Genomic DNA, 14,878 nt, shown 5'->3' with positions numbered 1-14,878 from the left:
GGTCGCGGCACCGGGAAGCCGGCGGCCGGGGACCGTGAGCGGGTGAAGGCCAGGACGCGGCACGAGAGGCCGCTCGTAGTGCAGGGGTGTCCGGACGCCTAGGGGATGCGCAGCGGGGCGTCGCCGGTGAAGTACTCGGTCAGCGGGGCGGCCATGCGGGAGCGGGATGGGGGGTGGAAGGCCAGCGCCCGGCAGGCGGAGTTCAGGTAGGCGACGTCCCCCGAGCCGATGAACGCCATACCGCCCAGTGCCTCCACGCTCAGCGACAGCACCCGGTTGATCGCGTCCTGGGCGGCGTACCGGCACATCAGGGACCGTGACAGCGTGTCCTGGGTGACGCCGGCCGTTGTCGCGTCTGCGGCGAGCCCCTCCAGGGCGAGGGCGACGGACTCGACGCAGGTCACCGCCTCGGCGGCGACAGCCGCGCTCGCGCGGGTGTCGCCGAGGACACGCTCGACCAGGGCGGAGGCGGCTCCGAGGTAGCTGGCCGTCATGAGCCCTTCGAACCACACGAACCCGACGGTCTGCAGCTGGTCCAGGCGGCCGTCGGCGGTGACGTCCGTACGTACCAGCAGCTCGGCCGGCACCTCGACGTCGTCCAGAACCACCTCGTCGCTTTCGGCTCCGGCCAGGATCGGGCTGCCCCAGAACGGTTTGACGGACACCCCGGGAGCGTCAGCGGGGATCAGGGCGATGGCCAGCTGATCGTGACCGTCCGGGCCGGGCAGGGGCAGGGACGCGGTGAGCAGATTCATGGAGCGGGCGAGGCTGCACGGCTTCTTCGACCCGCTCAGGAACACCTTGTCGCCGTCGGTGCGGGCGGTCAGAGAGGGGTTGAGGATGCCCTGGCCGGTGCGTCCCTCGGCGAAGCCGGAGGCGAGGAGCAGATTGTCCTTGGCGATGGCGGCCAGCAGCATCCATTCCATTCCGCTGCTGGTGGCCGCCGCCTCGACCAGGGAGGCCGCGGAGAAATGGTGCATGGTGGTCGCCACGGCCAGGGAGGGAGAGCGGGAGCCGATCGCCCGCTGCACCCGCAGAGCGGTCAGCAGGTCCGCACCGCGGCCGCCGTGCTCGGCGGGCACCAGCAGTCCGGGGCCGCCGGCGTCACAAAACAGCTTGACACCAGGGCTGTCGGCGGCCTCGAGCTTGGCCAGCGGCAGCGCGGTCAGACGCTGGTCGAGACCGGGCAGCACTTCCTCGACGACGGTACGTTCACGCTGCAGAAACCGCATGGACCGGGTCCCCCCACCTGGTAGCTCAACACGTATCTGGCCGCTCGCGACGTCATGCGAACTGTTCTCGGTCGAACGCCCCAGCGGCACAGCCCACGTTATGAGCCGCAGATGCAGCACCTCTGCAACGGACCCCCAGGTTCCGCTCATGAGTTCGACATGATCTCTTTGGTGTGGTTCTGCACGGCAGGTGACGCTTGCGGCCGCCAAGCCTGCACCCGTCCCGCGCGGCGCCTGGCGGGTCAGTCCCGGGGCATTTGCCGGTGCTCACGGCCAGTGCGCGACTCGTGCCCGTGTGAGAGAGCCCGCCTCACGTGGCTGATGGGTGATCACGGGGCGTTGTGGAGCGGGGCGTGACGGGAGCGGTGCGGCCCGCCAAGACGAGGGCGGGGGTGGAAGACGTTGTGCCCTCCACCCCCGCCGAGTTGTCTCTCAGTCGTCGAGGCCGATCTTTTGATGCAGACGGGCGAGCGGCCGCGGCGCCCACCAGTTCGCGCGGCCGGCCAGGCGCATGAACGCCGGGACGAGGATGCCGCGCACCAGGGTGGCGTCGACGATCACGGCGAGCGCCAGGCCGACGCCGAGGAGCTTGAGCGGGGTCAGCGAGGAGGTGGCGAAGGCGAGCAGGACGGTGGCGACCAGGGCGGCGGCTGCGGTGACCAGCCGGCCGGTGCGCTCCAGGCCCCAGGCGACGGCGGAGACGTTGTCGCCGGTGCGGTGGTACTCCTCCTTGATTCTCGACAGGAGGAAGACCTCGTAGTCCATGGACAGGCCGAAGGCGACGCAGAACATCAGGATCGGGGTGTCGATGTCGAGCATGCCGGTGACGGTGAAGTCGCCGACCAGCCAGCGCAGGTGCCCGTCCTGGAAGACGTACACCATCGCACCGAACGTCGCGGTGAGGCTGAGCAGGTTCAGCACGATGGCCTTGAGCGGGATGAGGAGGCTGCCGGTGAACAGGAACAGCAGCACCATGGTGGACAGCGCGATGATGCCGAGCGCCCAGGGCAGCTTGTCCGCGAGAGTGGCCTTGGAGTCCACCAGCAGCGCGGCCTGTCCGCCGACGAGCACGGTGTCCGGTGCGGGCTGCGCGCGCACCGTCTTAACGAGGTCCATGCCTCGCTCGGAATAGGGCTCGGTGTCGGAGACCACCGACAGCCAGGTGCCCTGGTCGGCCTTGAACCGCTCGGAGGCCGGGCCGGGCGGAGCGGTCTGGGCGCCTTCGCTGTAGGAGCCGGTCACAGCGTCGACCCGGGTGATGCCGGGCACGGTGGACAGCTGCTTGGCGTAGTCGGCCACCTTGGCGGACGACGACGCCGGGTCGATGTCGGGCAGCACCACGTTCAGCGGGGAGCCCTCCCGGTTGTCGAACTCCTCGCGCAACACCTGGGCGCCCTGGTAGGCGGGCGAGCTGGCGGGCAGCACCCGGTCGTCGCTGTCGCCGAACTCGGCCCGCATGAACGGCAGGCCGAGCGCCACGAGGACGGCTGCGATCGTCAGCGCGAACGGCAGCGGCCGGCGCATGACGGCCATGGCCAGTTTGTGCCAGAACCCTGCCGTGTCGGTACGGGCCGCGGCCGTCTTGGCGTTGCGGCGGAAGAGGCGCCGGACGTTGAGGGCGTCGATGCGGTGGCCCAGTACGGCCAGCAGCGCGGGCAACACGATGACGGAGCCGAGCGCGGCGAGGATCACCACGGCGATCCCGGAGTAGGCGAAGGACCGCAGGTGGTACATGGGGAAGACGAGCATGGCCGACAGGGACAGGGCGACCGTCAGGGCGGAGAACAACACGGTCCGTCCGGCGGTGCGTACGGATTCGCCGATCGCCTCGTGAACGGTGCGGCCATGGGCGAGTTCCTCGCGGTATCGGGTGACGATGAAGAGGCTGTAGTCGATGGCCAGACCCAGGCCCAGCGCGGTGGTGATGTTGACGGAGAACACCGACACCTGCACGACCATGTCGAGCAGCCGCAGGATGACGAACGAGCCGATCACGGCGAGAATGCCGACCGCGAGGGGAGTGCTCGCGGCGACGACACTGCCGAACACGAGCAGCAGGATGATCAGTACCAGCGGGCCGGACAGCAGCTCGGCCTTGGTGAGGTCTTCCTCGCTGCGCTTCTCGATCTCCATACGGACAGCGGTGACGCCGGTTGCGGTCATCTTCAGCGGGCCCTGTTCGCCCACCACCTCGGGCACGATCCTGGCCGCGGTCTTGCGGACCTCGTCCTCGTCACCGGCCAGCCGCACCATGACCAGTCCGGTGCGGCCGTCTTTCGAGCGGAGCGTGGGCGCCTTGTCCAGAGTCCAGTAGGACGCCGCCTGCACCACACCCCGCTCCCCGGCCAGGCGCTCGGTCAGCGCGGCCCCCTCCCTGCTGACCTCCGGGCCGTCGATGCTGGTATCGGCGGCGGCGATGAACACCAGGTGCGGGGAGCCGCCTTCGAAGCGGGTATTGAGCAGTTCGTCGGCGCGGGCCGACTCCGAAGCCGGAACGGTGATGCCGCCTTCCGACAGGCGGCTTTCCACATCGGAGCCGAACGGAACAGCAACGACCAGCGCTGCCAAAGCGACCAGCAGGACCAGCAGCCGGCGCCGTGCCAGCCAGCGGCCCAGCGCGGCCAATCCCTTCGGGACAACCGGCGGTGCGGTTGTCGACGGCGTCTGGCTGCGGACAGAGGGCTGGGAACCCACGCCTCCTCCTTGGAGGTGAGACAAAGGGAGCGGCCCGGTGGGGCGCGCAGGAAAGGAAATAGGGGGCCGGAAAACGTGGGCCCCGGGTAGGCGCACCGTGCAGGGCAGTGCCGGGCGTCAGCGTAAGAACGCCTGCTGCAGCAGTCCGGCAGTGCAGATGCAAGAGACATGCAGAAGTGGTGCCGAGATCACCCCCGGCTCTTTTGCAGGAGGGCGCCGGGGCGGCGCTCGGCTCGTGCGGGTCCCCGTGCCGGCAGGCGCAACTCGGCGTGCAGCCCCCCGCCAGGACCCTCCTGGAGCAGGACGTGACCGTTGTTCGCCCGGGCGAGACTGGCAGCGATGGCCAGTCCCAGGCCGGATCCCTCTCCGGCGGCCCTGGCCCCGCGCCAGAAGCGGTCGCAGGCACGGGCCCGCTCGTCAGGACGCATACCGGGGCCGGCATCGATGCACTGCACCGCCACCATCGCCGTGTCCTCGACCAGGCGCACCTGGACTGTTGACCCGGGCGGAGCCATGCGCAGGGCGTTGTCGAGGAACACATCCAGGACCTGGTCGACCGTGCCGGCGACGGCCGATGCCACAAGGTCCCCCTCGCCGTCGATGGTCACGGTGATGTTCCTGGGCTCGGCCACCAGCCGCCAGGACGCCACCCGTTCTTCGGCGACCGCCCGCACATCCACACACTCGACGGCCTGGGCACCGGACTCCGCCCGGGCCAGGAGCAGCAGTGCGTTGAGGATGCCGGTCATCCGGTCCACCTCGCCCAGTGCCTGCTCCAGACCCCGGCTTCCGTCCGGCGCGATATGAGGCTCCAGTTTCTCTAGGCGCAGCCGCAGCGCCACCAGCGGGGACCTGAGCTGGTGCGAGGCGTCCGAGACGAACGACTTCTGCACGGTGACCTGGTGCTGCACCTGCTCGGCCAGGTGGTTGAAGGTCTCCGCGAGCACCCGCAGGTCCGGCGGGCCCAGATGGACCGGCACCCGGGCATCGTGGTCCCCGGCGGCGAACCGGCGGGCTGCCGCCTCCAGATAGCGCACGGGCCGCAGAATCCATCGGGCCAGCGGCTCCGCCAGAAAGCCGCTCGCCGCCAGGGCCAGGGCTGCGATCACAGCGACCACGGCCCAGATCGTCCACTGCTTCAGCTGCAGATCGTCCAGGGCTGAACACACCACCACGACGCCGACCAGCATGCCCCCATGGATGACCGGCACCGCCACGATCAGCTCCTCGGCGGCCTTGGCGACCCGCCGGTCGGAGGAGTCGGTGAACTGCCCCTGCAACGCCGCCCGCACCACGTTCTGCTGCGCGAGTTCGTCAGGTGACAGCAGGCACAATGCCCCGTCCACCGACCGCCCCCGGGCGTTGAAGACGTGTGCGCGGCCGCCCGTACGGTCCTGGTAGTCAGCGATCCGCTGCCGCAGCACCTCCCGTTCACCATGTGAGAGCGCCTGCACCGCCGCGGACGACAGCTGTCGGGCTTCGGTCGCCCGCGCGTGTGCGAGTTCCCGCAGCGCCTCGTCGCTGCGCTGCAGAGCCAGTGGCAGCCCCAGGACGGTGACCACCGCGACTGGTAAGGCGACCAACGCGGCCACCAGGTGACGCCGCACGCCAGCATTCCCCCTTCATCGTCCTGCCACATCGGTGCCTGGTCAGCGCTGGTCGGGCACGACCAGACGAAAGCCCACACCCCGCACCGACTGGATCCACTCGCGGCCGCCGAGCTTGGTCCTCAGCGAGCCGACGTGGACGTCGAGCGTGCGGGTGGAGCCGTGCCAGTTCGGATCCCACACCTCGCTGATCAGCTCCTCCCTGCCGCGCACCGCACCGGCGTCCGCGAGAAGAGCAGCCAGCAGATCGAACTCACGGCGCGTCAGCTGCACCAGTTCCCCGTCCATCTGCACCTGACGGGTGCGCATGTCCACGAGCAACGGCCCGAACGCGCAGAGCTCACCTGCATTCCCCCCACCAGACGCCTGCACAGCGGCGGGCGCGTGCACCCGCCGGGCGACCGCCTCCATCCGCGCCAGCAACTCACGCATGCTGTAAGGCTTGACCAGGTAGTCGTCGGCGCCGGCCTGAAGCACCAGGACCCGGTCGAGTTCCTCGGACCGGGCCGTCACCGCGATGATCGGCACGGCCGACGCCTCCCGTACGCGCCGGCACACCTCCTGCCCGTCCAGGTCCGGCAGCCCCAGGTCCAGCAGGACGAACTCGGTGGACGGTGCCGCCTTGAGTGCCTCGGCACCGCTGCCGACCCAGTCGACGTCATGCCCGAACCGCTGCAGTGCCTCCGTCAGCGCCTCGGCGATCCGCGTGTCGTCCTCCACCACGAGCACCTGCATCTCTGCACCCCCATTGCAGCGAAGTCGTCCCCCTGACGACCGCTCCAACATCGGATGCTAACGATGTAATCGGAACAGATGGATGAAACCGATCGGTAACCGTAAAGGTCATCGAGCGGAACCTTCCGCATCGACTTCGCACGCTATCATCGGCTCCAGACGATGAATAGCGCCCCTCGCCAGCGTTTCGAGACGGCGACGGCCATTGCGATAACGGAGAGTGACTGATGAAACAGACGGAGACATCCCTGGCGGCGGATCCCTGCGCCGCGCCAACAGCGGCAGTGGCTCTCTTCCGGTCACTCGGCGATCCGGCCCGCCTGGCCATCCTGCGGCGGCTGGCCGAGGGAGAGGCGCGCGTCACCGACCTCGTCACCTGCGTGGGGCTCGCACAGTCCACCGTCTCGGCCCACCTGTCCTGCCTGCGAGAGTGCGGGCTGGTCGTATCCCGTCCCGTCGGACGCGCATCGCTGCACTCTCTGGCACGCCCGGAACTGTTGGACCTGCTGGCCGCCGCCGAGCAGTTGCTCGCCGCCACCGGCGAGGCAGTCGACCTTTGCCCCACCTACGGCATCCCCTCTGCCACCGAGGAGTCCACCCGATGAGCGCCTCCCCCGCCGCCGCGACCGTCCCGGATGTGGCCAGCCCGGCCGCTCACCGCGCGGTCGGTTACGCCAAGTTCACCATCGGCTACAACGTCATCGAGGGCATCATCGCCATCTCCGCCGGCGCGGTCGCCAGTGCGGTGTCGCTGATCGGCTTCGGCATCGACTCCGGTATCGAGGTCGCCGCCGCCGTGGTGGTCCTGGTGCGGCTGCTGGCGGAGATCAAGGGCGGTGAGCCGGACGAGGCCAAGGAACGCCGGGCGCTGAAATTCATCGCGCTCACGTTCTTCGCGCTCGCCGCCTACGTCACCGTCGAAGGCATCCGCGACCTGGTCGGCGGCGCGAAGCCCGACACCTCGCTGGTCGGCATCGTCCTGACCGGCCTGTCCATCGTGATCATGCCGTGGCTGGCGCGCGCCAAGCGGAAGGCCGGCCTGGAGATGAACTCCCGCCTGGTCGTCGCGGACGCCGCCGAGACCAAGTTGTGCGCCTGGCTGAGCGTGTCCACCTTCGCCGGCCTGCTCGCGTTCGCCGCGTTTGGCTGGACCTGGCTCGACCCGGTCGCCGGATTCGTCATCGCCGCCTTCGCGATCATGGAGGGCAAGGAAGCCTGGGAGGGTGAACTGGTCTGCGACGACGGCTGCGATGACGAAGACGACGGCAAGCCCGCCTCCGCGGCCGGCGGCTCCTGCTCGGACGGCTGCAAGTGACCGCACCCACTACGGCCGCGGCCCGGTCCGGCGCTCTCAGGCGCCGGATGGGGCTGCTGGCCCTGGCCGCTGTCCTCGCCGTCGTGGACCTGGGCCTCAAGGCGTGGGCCGAGCGTGCCCTGCCGGGCACCCCGGTCGAGGGCGGCCCGCTCGACCTGGAGCTCGCCTTCAACCCCGGCGTCGCGTTCTCCTTCGCCGCCGACGCCCCCGCCTGGATCGTCATCGCCGTCACCGCGTTGATCACCACCGCCGTGGCCGTCGCGCTGTGGCGCACCGCACCGGCCGCCCGCCGGCCGTGGGGCATCGCGCTCGCCGCGATCCTCGGCGGCGCCTGCGCCAACCTCATCGACCGGGGCCTGGACGGGCAGGTTACCGACTACCTGCACACCGGCTGGTGGCCCACCTTCAACCTCGCCGACATCTTCATCGTCTGCGGCGGCCTGCTGATCGTCGCCCTCTCCTGGCGCGACGAGCGGCCCGTGTCCGCCGAGCAGTAGCGGCACGGCCGAGGGCGGCGCCGATCGACATATCAACGTCCGTTAGTGTGTCGATGCGTCGTCGGCCGTGTGTGCGTGTCGGAGGGGGAGGCGTGCGTGTCCGTGTTCCTGCCCGCCTCCTTGGTTGAAGGCTCATGACGAAGAACCTGAAGATCTCCCTGGCGCTGGTCGCCATCGTCGCGGCGATCGTTGCTGCCCTGCTGGCGGCCAACCGCATGCCGGATGCGCCTGCGCAGGCGTCGGACAGCGGCGAGGGCAAGGTGGCCGATGCCTCCGTGCTGGTCCGCCCCGACAGCCACCGGCTGTCGACCGCGAAGGACGGCAAGGTCACGGTCGTGGAGTTCCTGGACCTGGAGTGCGAGTCGTGCCGGGCCGCCTTCCCCGTCGTGGAGAGGCTGCGCAAGGAGTACGAGGGCCGGGTGACGTTCGTGATGCGGTACTTCCCGATCCCCACCCACAAGAACGCCGAGCTGGCCGCCCGCGCGGTGGAGGCCGCCTCCAAGCAGGGCAAGCTGGAGGCGATGTACCAGAAGATGTACGAGACCCAGGAGAGCTGGGGTGACCAGCAGGTCTCACACGAGGAGACCTTCCGCGGTTTCGCGAAGGAGCTGGGGCTGGACATGAAGAAGTTCGAGGCGGACTGGAAGGACCCGGCCACCGCGAAGCGGGTGGACAAGGACCGTCAGGACGGTCTCGCGCTCGGGGTGCAGGGCACGCCGACGTTCTTCATCAACGACCACAGGCCGCAGATCCAGTCGGAGGCGGACTTCAGGGCCGCCATCGAGGCGGAACTGGCCAAGTGACCGCCATCACGACATCCACCGCATCCCCGGCCCTGGGCGTGCAGCCGACGGTGCCGGTGGGGCAGCGTCTGGTAGCCCTGGTCCTCACGATCGCCGGCGCGATCGGCCTGCTGGCCGCGTTCACGCTGACGGTCGAGAAGATCGCTCTGCTGAAGGACCCCTCCTACAGCCCTTCCTGCAGCATCAACCCGGTTCTCAGCTGCGGGTCGGTGATGAGCACGCCGCAGGCGGAGGTGTTCGGCTTCCCCAACCCGTTGCTGGGCATCGCCGGCTTCGCCGTTGTCACGGCGCTGGGGGTGGTGCTGTGGACCGGGGCGGTCTGGCCGCGCTGGATGTGGTGGGGCCTTCAAACCGGGGTCGTGTTCGGTGTGGTGTTCGTCCACTGGCTGATCTTCCAGAGTCTGTACCGGATCGGCGCGTTGTGCCCGTACTGCATGGCCGTGTGGACGGTGATGATCCCTCTCTTCTGGTACACCACCCTGCACGCCGTCACCCGCGAGCACCTGCCCGTGCCCGCAGCGGTGCGCCGTGGGGCGAGCGCGGTAGCCGACTACCACGGTGTGGTCCTCACCGCCTGGTACCTGATCATCGCCGTGCTGATCCTTCAGCGGTTCTGGCTCTACTGGACCAGCCTGCTCTGACCCCCAGGCCCCGTTCTGTCTCTGGTGTGCACTGTCGAAGGATTTGTGATGCCCCCGTTCTCGACCACATCGAGCGGTCCCCGGATATCCCGGCGGGCCGCCCTCGTCGGCACCGCCCTGGCCGTCGCCTTCGCCGCCTCCGGCTGCGGCCAGGGCGACCCTGCCTCTGAATCAGCGGCATCATCCGCTGACCAGCAGCTGACCCACCTGGACCCGGCCGAACGCAAGGCGGCATCCGACATCAGCGGCGAGACCCTCACCGGTGAAGGTCTCGCCCTGTCGGACTTCCGCGGCAAGATCGTGGTGATCAACGTGTGGGGCTCGTGGTGCGCGCCCTGCCGGGCCGAGGCGCCGCACCTGCAGGAGGTCTACGCCGACCTGCGCGATCAGGGCGTGGTGTTCCTGGGGATCAACACCCGCGACGCCACCCGCGAGGCGGCCCGGAGCTTCGAGGAGACGTTCAACGTCACCTATCCCAGCCTGTTCGACCCTGACGGGCGGCAGCTGCTGAAGTTCAAGGGCACCCTGCCGCCGTCGTCGATCCCCACCACGCTGGTGATCGACCGCGAGGGCCGTATCGCCGCCCGGGCGCTGAAGGCGCTGTCCGAGGCGGAACTGCGTTCCCTGATCGACCCGGTCGTGAAGGAAGGGTGACCGGAATGCTGCTGGCCGTGGACCTGGAGGGCACTGTGCTGGGCGGCTCGGTGCTGCTGGCCATCCCCATCGCCGCCCTCGCCGGGCTGGTGTCCTTTTTCTCCCCGTGCGTGCTGCCCCTGGTGCCCGGCTACCTTTCGTACGTCACCGGGATCACCGGCGCCGACTTGGCCGACGCCCGCCGCGGCCGGATCGTGGCCGGGACCGTGCTGTTCCTGGCGGGGTTCACGGCTGTGTTCGTCTCGTTCGGCGCCGCGTTCGGCTACGCCGGCAACACGCTGCTGGAACACCAGGACATCCTCATCCGCGTGCTGGGCGCGGTGACCATCGTGATGGGCCTGTCGTTCATGGGCGCGCTGCCGGGGATCCGCCGGGAGTGGCGGCTGCACCACCGGCCGGCCGCCGGGCTGGCCGGTGCACCCCTGCTGGGCGTGCTGTTCGGGCTGGGCTGGACGCCGTGCATCGGCCCCACCCTGGCCGCCGTGCAGGCCCTCGCCTTCAGCGAGGCCAGCGCCTCTCGCGGCGCGGCGCTGACCGTGGCGTACTGCGCGGGGCTGGGCATCCCGTTCCTGGCCGCAGGGCTCGCCTTCCGCAAGGCCATGGGGTTCTTCGCCTGGGTCAAGGCCCACTACCAGTGGGTGATGCGCGTCGGCGGAGGCATGATGATCGCCACCGGCCTGCTGATGGTCACCGGCGTCTGGAGCCAGATGATCAGCCAGATGCAGTCCTGGACTGCCGGCTTCACCGTCGGCATCTGACCCCGCCCGCCGCGGCACTGAATCGACCGAATGAAGGACTGAGACGTGAACGTGAGCGAGGAGCAGGACGACTCCTGTGACCTGCTGTGCCTGGACCTGCCGGTGGCCGAGGCCATTCGCAGCCGCATGCCACCCCTGCCCGGCCTGGAGACGGCCGCCGCGGCCGCCAAGGCCCTGGCCGACCCCACCCGCCTGAAGGTGGCCGCCGCCCTGGCCGAGGCCGGCGAGCTGTGCGTGTGCGACCTGGCCTGGGTCATCGGCCAGGCCCAGAACCTCGTCTCCCACCACCTGCGCCAGCTGCGCCAGGCGGGCCTTGCCGCCTCACGCCGCCAGGGACGGCTGGTGATGTACACGCTCACCGACCGCGGCCGCGCCCTGACCCACGCCGTTCTCGATCCCGCCCCGACCGCCAGCCCCGCCACGAATCGGACCTGACACCGCCATGCACCACGCCCGCGCCCTCCGCCTGTCCGCCACCGCGCTCACCGCCGCGGCCCTCCTGGCCGGCTGCGGCACCTCCGGCGCCCACCACGAAGCCGCCGACAAGCCCACCGCGATCTCCGCCAAGAGCGACTCCCCCTACCGCGGCACCGCCGTCGACCCCGGCTTCGCCAAGCCCGACCTGGTGCTGACCGACACCACCGGCAAGCCCTACGACCTGCGCAAGCAGACCGCCGGCAAGGCCACCCTGGTCTTTTTCGGCTACACCAACTGCCCCGACGTGTGCCCCACCACCATGGGCGACATCTCCACCGCCCTGGCAGGGCAGCCTCAGAGCGTGCGCGACAGCGTCGAGGTCGTCTTCGTCACCACCGACCCCGAGCGCGACACCCCCGAAAGTCTGGGGAAGTGGCTGAAGTCCTTCGGGCCGAACTTCACCGGCCTGTCCGGCGACCTGGCCAAGGTCAAGAAGGCCGCGCTCAGCGTCGGCATCTCGGTCGAGGACCCCACAAAGCACCACGACGGCACCGTCACCTCCGACCACGGTACCCAGGTCATCGCCTTCACCCCCGGCGACGACAAGGGCCGGGTCGTGTACACGAGCGGCACGACGGTCGACGACTTCGCCCACGATCTGCCGCTGCTGGTCAAGAACGCCTAGCCCGGCCACGCGTACCCGCCGGCCACCCCTGGCGGTGAGCCGTACCGACGACCACGGCGATACAGGTTTCCTTGAATTCAGGATCTCTTGTATCGTCGGTGTGCTGACTGTTGCTTCCGACATCGAGGTGCTGGCCCGCTTCGGCCGCGCGCTCGCCGCCCCGATCCGCTGCCGCATCCTGCTCGCCCTGCGCGAGCCCTCGCCTATCCCGCCGACCTCGCCGACACCCTCGGGATCTCGCGTACGCGGCTGTCGAACCATCTGGCCTGTCTGTGGGACTGCGGCCTGGTCGTCACCGTCCCGGACGGGCGCCGTACCCGCTACGGGCTCGCCGCCGAACGCCTCGGCCATGCCCTGGACGACCTGCGCACCGCCGTGGTGGCCGTCGAGACCGACTGCACCTGCGTAGACGCCGACGAGAAGGGCTACTGCTGATGACCGCGATATCCCTCGGGCCGTCCCCGGCCCGCCGCGAAGTGCTCGCCAAGCGGATACGGCTGCTGGTCGCCGCGACCATCACCTACAACGTGATCGAGGCGGTCGTCGCCCTCACCGCCGGCACGATCGCCTCCTCCACCGCCCTGATCGGCTTCGGCCTCGACTCGATCATCGAGGTCTCCTCCTCCGCCGCCGTCGCCTGGCAGTTCTCCGCCTCCGACCACGCCGTCCGTGAAGCGCGCGAGCAGCGTACCCTGCGGATCATCGCCGTCTCCTTCTTCGCGCTCGCTGCGTACGTCACCTTCGACGCCGTCCGCGCGCTCACCGGCACCGGCGAGGCGGACTCCTCGACCCCGGGCATCATCATCGCCGCTCTGTCGTTGGCGATCATGCCGTTCCTCTCGTACGCCCAGCGCAAGGCCGGCCGCGAACTCGGCTCCGCGTCCGCGGTCGCCGACTCCAAGCAGACCCTGCTGTGCACCTACCTGTCCGCGGTGCTCCTGGTCGGCCTGGTCCTCAACGCGACCCTCGGCTGGTCCTGGGCCGACCCCATCGCCGCCCTCGTCATCGCCGCGATCGCCGTCAAGGAAGGCCGCGACGCCTGGCAGGGCAAGGGCTGCTGCGCCCCGAACGCCGCTGCCACCGCCTCTTTGGACGTCGAGGCGGACGCGTGCGGCATCTGCAGTCCGGGATGCGCCTGCTGCGCGCCCGCACCCGAGGCGAAGCGGTGAGCGGCTGGGTCTGGACGGCACTCGCCCTCTACCTGGGGTGGGCGGGTTTCGCCTTCGGCGTCCGCGCTGCCGTGCAGCGCCGCCGCACCGGCGACGCGGGCTTCCGCGGCATCTCCGGTCGCCCGGACGAAGCCTCCTGGTGGGCCGGCGTGCTGTTTGTGACCGCCCTGCTCGGCGGCACCGCCGCTCCCGTGGCCGCGCTCACCGGACTGCCCACCGCCGGCCACGCCGCCGTGCAGTGATCCGGACTGGTGATCACACTGGCAGGAATGGCGGCCACCCTGACCGCGCAGACGAGCATGGGCGCCTCCTGGCGCGTGGGCGTGAACACGGACGAACGCACGACGCTGGTCACCGGCGGCCTCTTCGCGCACGCCCGCAACCCCGTCTTCACCGCCATGGCCATCACCGCGCTCGGCCTGGCCCTGATGGTCCCGAACTGGGTCTCCCTCCTCGCCCTGGCCTGCCTGATCACCGCCATCCAGCTCCAGGTCCGCGTCGTCGAGGAGCCCTACCTCAAGGCCATGCATGGCCCCGCGTATCGGCCTACACCGCCCGCACCGGACGCTTCCTCCCCAGAAGCGGCAGCCTCACCGCCCAACCGGACTGATGCAACTAACCGCCCGCGCGCTCGGCAGTGCCCCGGTCGAGCAAGATCTATCTCAGCGGCACTTTCTGTACCGCAACGCCCTCCCGGAGCCCGCGCCCACCCAGACGGAGCGGATCAGCCAGAAGCTGCGGCAGCCCTCAGCGCCTGCCGCAGTTCGTCGAGCCCCGGAGCGCCAGCCAGGCCGTCCGGCGTCCGGTAGACCCGGCACGCCAGCCCCGGCTCCCGGCCCGCCTGGGCGAACGGGTCGCATCCCCCGATCCAGATGGTCGGCGAACCGGTGAAGGCAATCCGCTCCGCCTCCGCCTGGTCAGCGACCACCCGCACGGTAAACCCCACCTCGCGCAGCCCGACCTCATCCAGCGCCTGCCGCAGCCGGTCGGCGGCCACCTTCTCGTTCGGGCAGTCAGGCACGACCAGAACCTCGATCTCCATGCCTCCAGGATCGCGCACCGCCACCTGCCCGGCATCTACGACCCCACCGGCCCGGGCAAGCTGCTGTTCGCATTCTTTGCCGCGAACGGGAGAACATCCGCGAGTCCACCTTGGAGGGGCTCGACATCGCCGCCCGCAAGGGCAAGCACGGCGGCCGGTCCCTGGCCATCACCGACGACATGCTCCACACCGTGCTCCGGCGCCGCGCGGGCGGGGAGTCCGTCGAGCAGATCCAGCCCGACCTGATCACCCCCATCGGCAAACGCAAGGGACAGAACCCCTCCGTCGCGAGCATCTACTGGGCACTCGCCGAACACGCCAAGCGCGAGGCGTACCCCGAAGCCATCGAGCAGGCCCACGCCGACTTCGCCGTCCTCCAGGCCAGCGAACTCCCTGGCCCGCGTGCGGCGGACCAGCCAGAATCCGCCCGCTGACCATCACCACCCACCCAAGGAACGGCGGACCGCCAAGATCAAGTGCTTGGCGCCAATGGCTGTTCCGTTGTTCCTACCGACGCCAATTGCATCGGATGCGAATAGGCGACACTCGCCCTGAATGCTGGCCGGACACTGCACAGATGCGGTCCCAGCAGGGCCGTTGGCCTCGGAGCCACGGTAGCGGTCTTGTCG

At 69.9% G+C, this 14,878-nt stretch carries 18 protein-coding genes and 1 pseudogene; 14 read left to right on the top strand and 5 right to left on the bottom strand.

The features are described from left to right. Positions 1 to 98 precede the first annotated feature (98 nt). From NI25_RS07355 to NI25_RS07340, 4 genes are all read right to left on the bottom strand, one after another. Positions 99 to 1,232 carry an acyl-CoA dehydrogenase family protein gene (locus tag NI25_RS07355; RefSeq protein ID WP_061441661.1) on the bottom strand — a complete coding sequence of 378 codons (1,134 nt, stop codon included), beginning with the start codon at positions 1,230 to 1,232 and terminating at the stop codon, positions 99 to 101. 432 nt (positions 1,233 to 1,664) lie between these two features. Next, positions 1,665 to 3,926, bottom strand: a complete 2,262-nt coding sequence (locus NI25_RS07350; RefSeq protein WP_181849655.1) for an MMPL family transporter — start codon at positions 3,924 to 3,926, stop codon at positions 1,665 to 1,667. Positions 3,927 to 4,114: 188 nt separating this feature from the next. Then, positions 4,115 to 5,533 (bottom strand): sensor histidine kinase, encoded by a 1,419-nt coding sequence (locus NI25_RS07345; protein WP_061441659.1) that lies wholly within the window; start codon positions 5,531 to 5,533, stop codon positions 4,115 to 4,117. Positions 5,534 to 5,575: 42 nt separating this feature from the next. Next, on the bottom strand, positions 5,576 to 6,268 hold the full coding sequence (locus NI25_RS07340; protein WP_061441658.1) for a response regulator transcription factor: 693 nt from the start codon (positions 6,266 to 6,268) through the stop codon (positions 5,576 to 5,578). Between the two features lie 227 nt (positions 6,269 to 6,495). On the opposite strand from NI25_RS07340, the gene NI25_RS07335 reads away from it, so the two are divergent. The 13 genes and pseudogenes from NI25_RS07335 to NI25_RS40040 all read left to right on the top strand — a co-directional run bounded on the left by NI25_RS07335 (position 6,496) and on the right by NI25_RS40040 (position 14,016). Next, positions 6,496 to 6,873 (top strand): ArsR/SmtB family transcription factor, encoded by a 378-nt coding sequence (locus NI25_RS07335; protein WP_061441657.1) that lies wholly within the window; start codon positions 6,496 to 6,498, stop codon positions 6,871 to 6,873. Beyond that, entirely contained in the window at positions 6,870 to 7,583 is a 714-nt protein-coding gene (locus NI25_RS07330) for a cation transporter (RefSeq protein WP_061441656.1), read from the top strand. The genes NI25_RS07335 and NI25_RS07330 overlap by 4 nt, the downstream gene beginning before the upstream one ends. After that, positions 7,580 to 8,080: a signal peptidase II gene (locus tag NI25_RS07325; protein ID WP_061441655.1), complete on the top strand. Its 501-nt coding sequence runs from the start codon at positions 7,580 to 7,582 to the stop codon at positions 8,078 to 8,080. The genes NI25_RS07330 and NI25_RS07325 overlap by 4 nt, the downstream gene beginning before the upstream one ends. Positions 8,081 to 8,214: 134 nt before the next feature. After that, positions 8,215 to 8,883, top strand: coding sequence for a DsbA family protein (locus NI25_RS07320; protein WP_061441654.1), 669 nt, complete (start codon positions 8,215 to 8,217; stop codon positions 8,881 to 8,883). Further along, positions 8,880 to 9,524, top strand: coding sequence for a vitamin K epoxide reductase family protein (locus NI25_RS07315; RefSeq protein ID WP_078884537.1), 645 nt, complete (start codon positions 8,880 to 8,882; stop codon positions 9,522 to 9,524). Before NI25_RS07320 ends, NI25_RS07315 begins: the two co-directional genes overlap by 4 nt. 48 nt (positions 9,525 to 9,572) lie before the next feature. Then, positions 9,573 to 10,178: a TlpA family protein disulfide reductase gene (locus NI25_RS07310; RefSeq protein ID WP_107071648.1), complete on the top strand. Its 606-nt coding sequence runs from the start codon at positions 9,573 to 9,575 to the stop codon at positions 10,176 to 10,178. A gap of 5 nt (positions 10,179 to 10,183) precedes the next feature. Next, a complete protein-coding gene (locus NI25_RS07305; RefSeq protein WP_061441653.1) occupies positions 10,184 to 10,936 on the top strand; it encodes a cytochrome c biogenesis CcdA family protein in 753 nt (250 codons plus the stop codon). Between the two features lie 45 nt (positions 10,937 to 10,981). After that, positions 10,982 to 11,371, top strand: coding sequence for an ArsR/SmtB family transcription factor (locus NI25_RS07300; RefSeq protein WP_228126033.1), 390 nt, complete (start codon positions 10,982 to 10,984; stop codon positions 11,369 to 11,371). Positions 11,372 to 11,378: 7 nt separating this feature from the next. Then, on the top strand, positions 11,379 to 12,038 hold the full coding sequence (locus NI25_RS07295; RefSeq protein WP_061441652.1) for an SCO family protein: 660 nt from the start codon (positions 11,379 to 11,381) through the stop codon (positions 12,036 to 12,038). A gap of 100 nt (positions 12,039 to 12,138) precedes the next feature. After that, positions 12,139 to 12,473, top strand: a pseudogene (locus NI25_RS07290) (ArsR/SmtB family transcription factor). Beyond that, a complete protein-coding gene (locus tag NI25_RS07285; protein ID WP_061441651.1) occupies positions 12,473 to 13,207 on the top strand; it encodes a cation transporter in 735 nt (244 codons plus the stop codon). The pseudogene NI25_RS07290 and the gene NI25_RS07285 overlap by 1 nt, the downstream one beginning before the upstream one ends. Then, the gene (locus NI25_RS40045) at positions 13,204 to 13,449 is read left to right on the top strand and encodes a hypothetical protein (protein ID WP_228126032.1); all 246 of its coding nucleotides are present in this window, start codon (positions 13,204 to 13,206) and stop codon (positions 13,447 to 13,449) included. Before NI25_RS07285 ends, NI25_RS40045 begins: the two co-directional genes overlap by 4 nt. Positions 13,450 to 13,476: 27 nt before the next feature. Next, positions 13,477 to 14,016: a methyltransferase family protein gene (locus NI25_RS40040; RefSeq protein ID WP_309475073.1), complete on the top strand. Its 540-nt coding sequence runs from the start codon at positions 13,477 to 13,479 to the stop codon at positions 14,014 to 14,016. Here the strand turns inward: NI25_RS40040 and NI25_RS07275 are convergent. Then, entirely contained in the window at positions 13,932 to 14,249 is a 318-nt protein-coding gene (locus NI25_RS07275; RefSeq protein ID WP_061446802.1) for a hypothetical protein, read from the bottom strand. The two genes, NI25_RS40040 and NI25_RS07275, sit on opposite strands and share 85 nt — an antisense overlap. A gap of 110 nt (positions 14,250 to 14,359) precedes the next feature. On the opposite strand from NI25_RS07275, the gene NI25_RS07270 reads away from it, so the two are divergent. Continuing rightward, the gene (locus NI25_RS07270; protein ID WP_228126030.1) at positions 14,360 to 14,683 is read left to right on the top strand and encodes a hypothetical protein; all 324 of its coding nucleotides are present in this window, start codon (positions 14,360 to 14,362) and stop codon (positions 14,681 to 14,683) included. Positions 14,684 to 14,878: the final 195 nt, after the last annotated feature.

It is taken from the genome of Streptomyces sp. CCM_MD2014, from assembly GCF_000772045.1.
GTDB classification, from domain to species: Bacteria; Actinomycetota; Actinomycetes; order Streptomycetales; family Streptomycetaceae; genus Streptomyces; species Streptomyces salinarius.
Note: the sequence above shows the minus strand (reverse complement) of the source record. Positions and strands in the feature narration are given on the sequence as shown.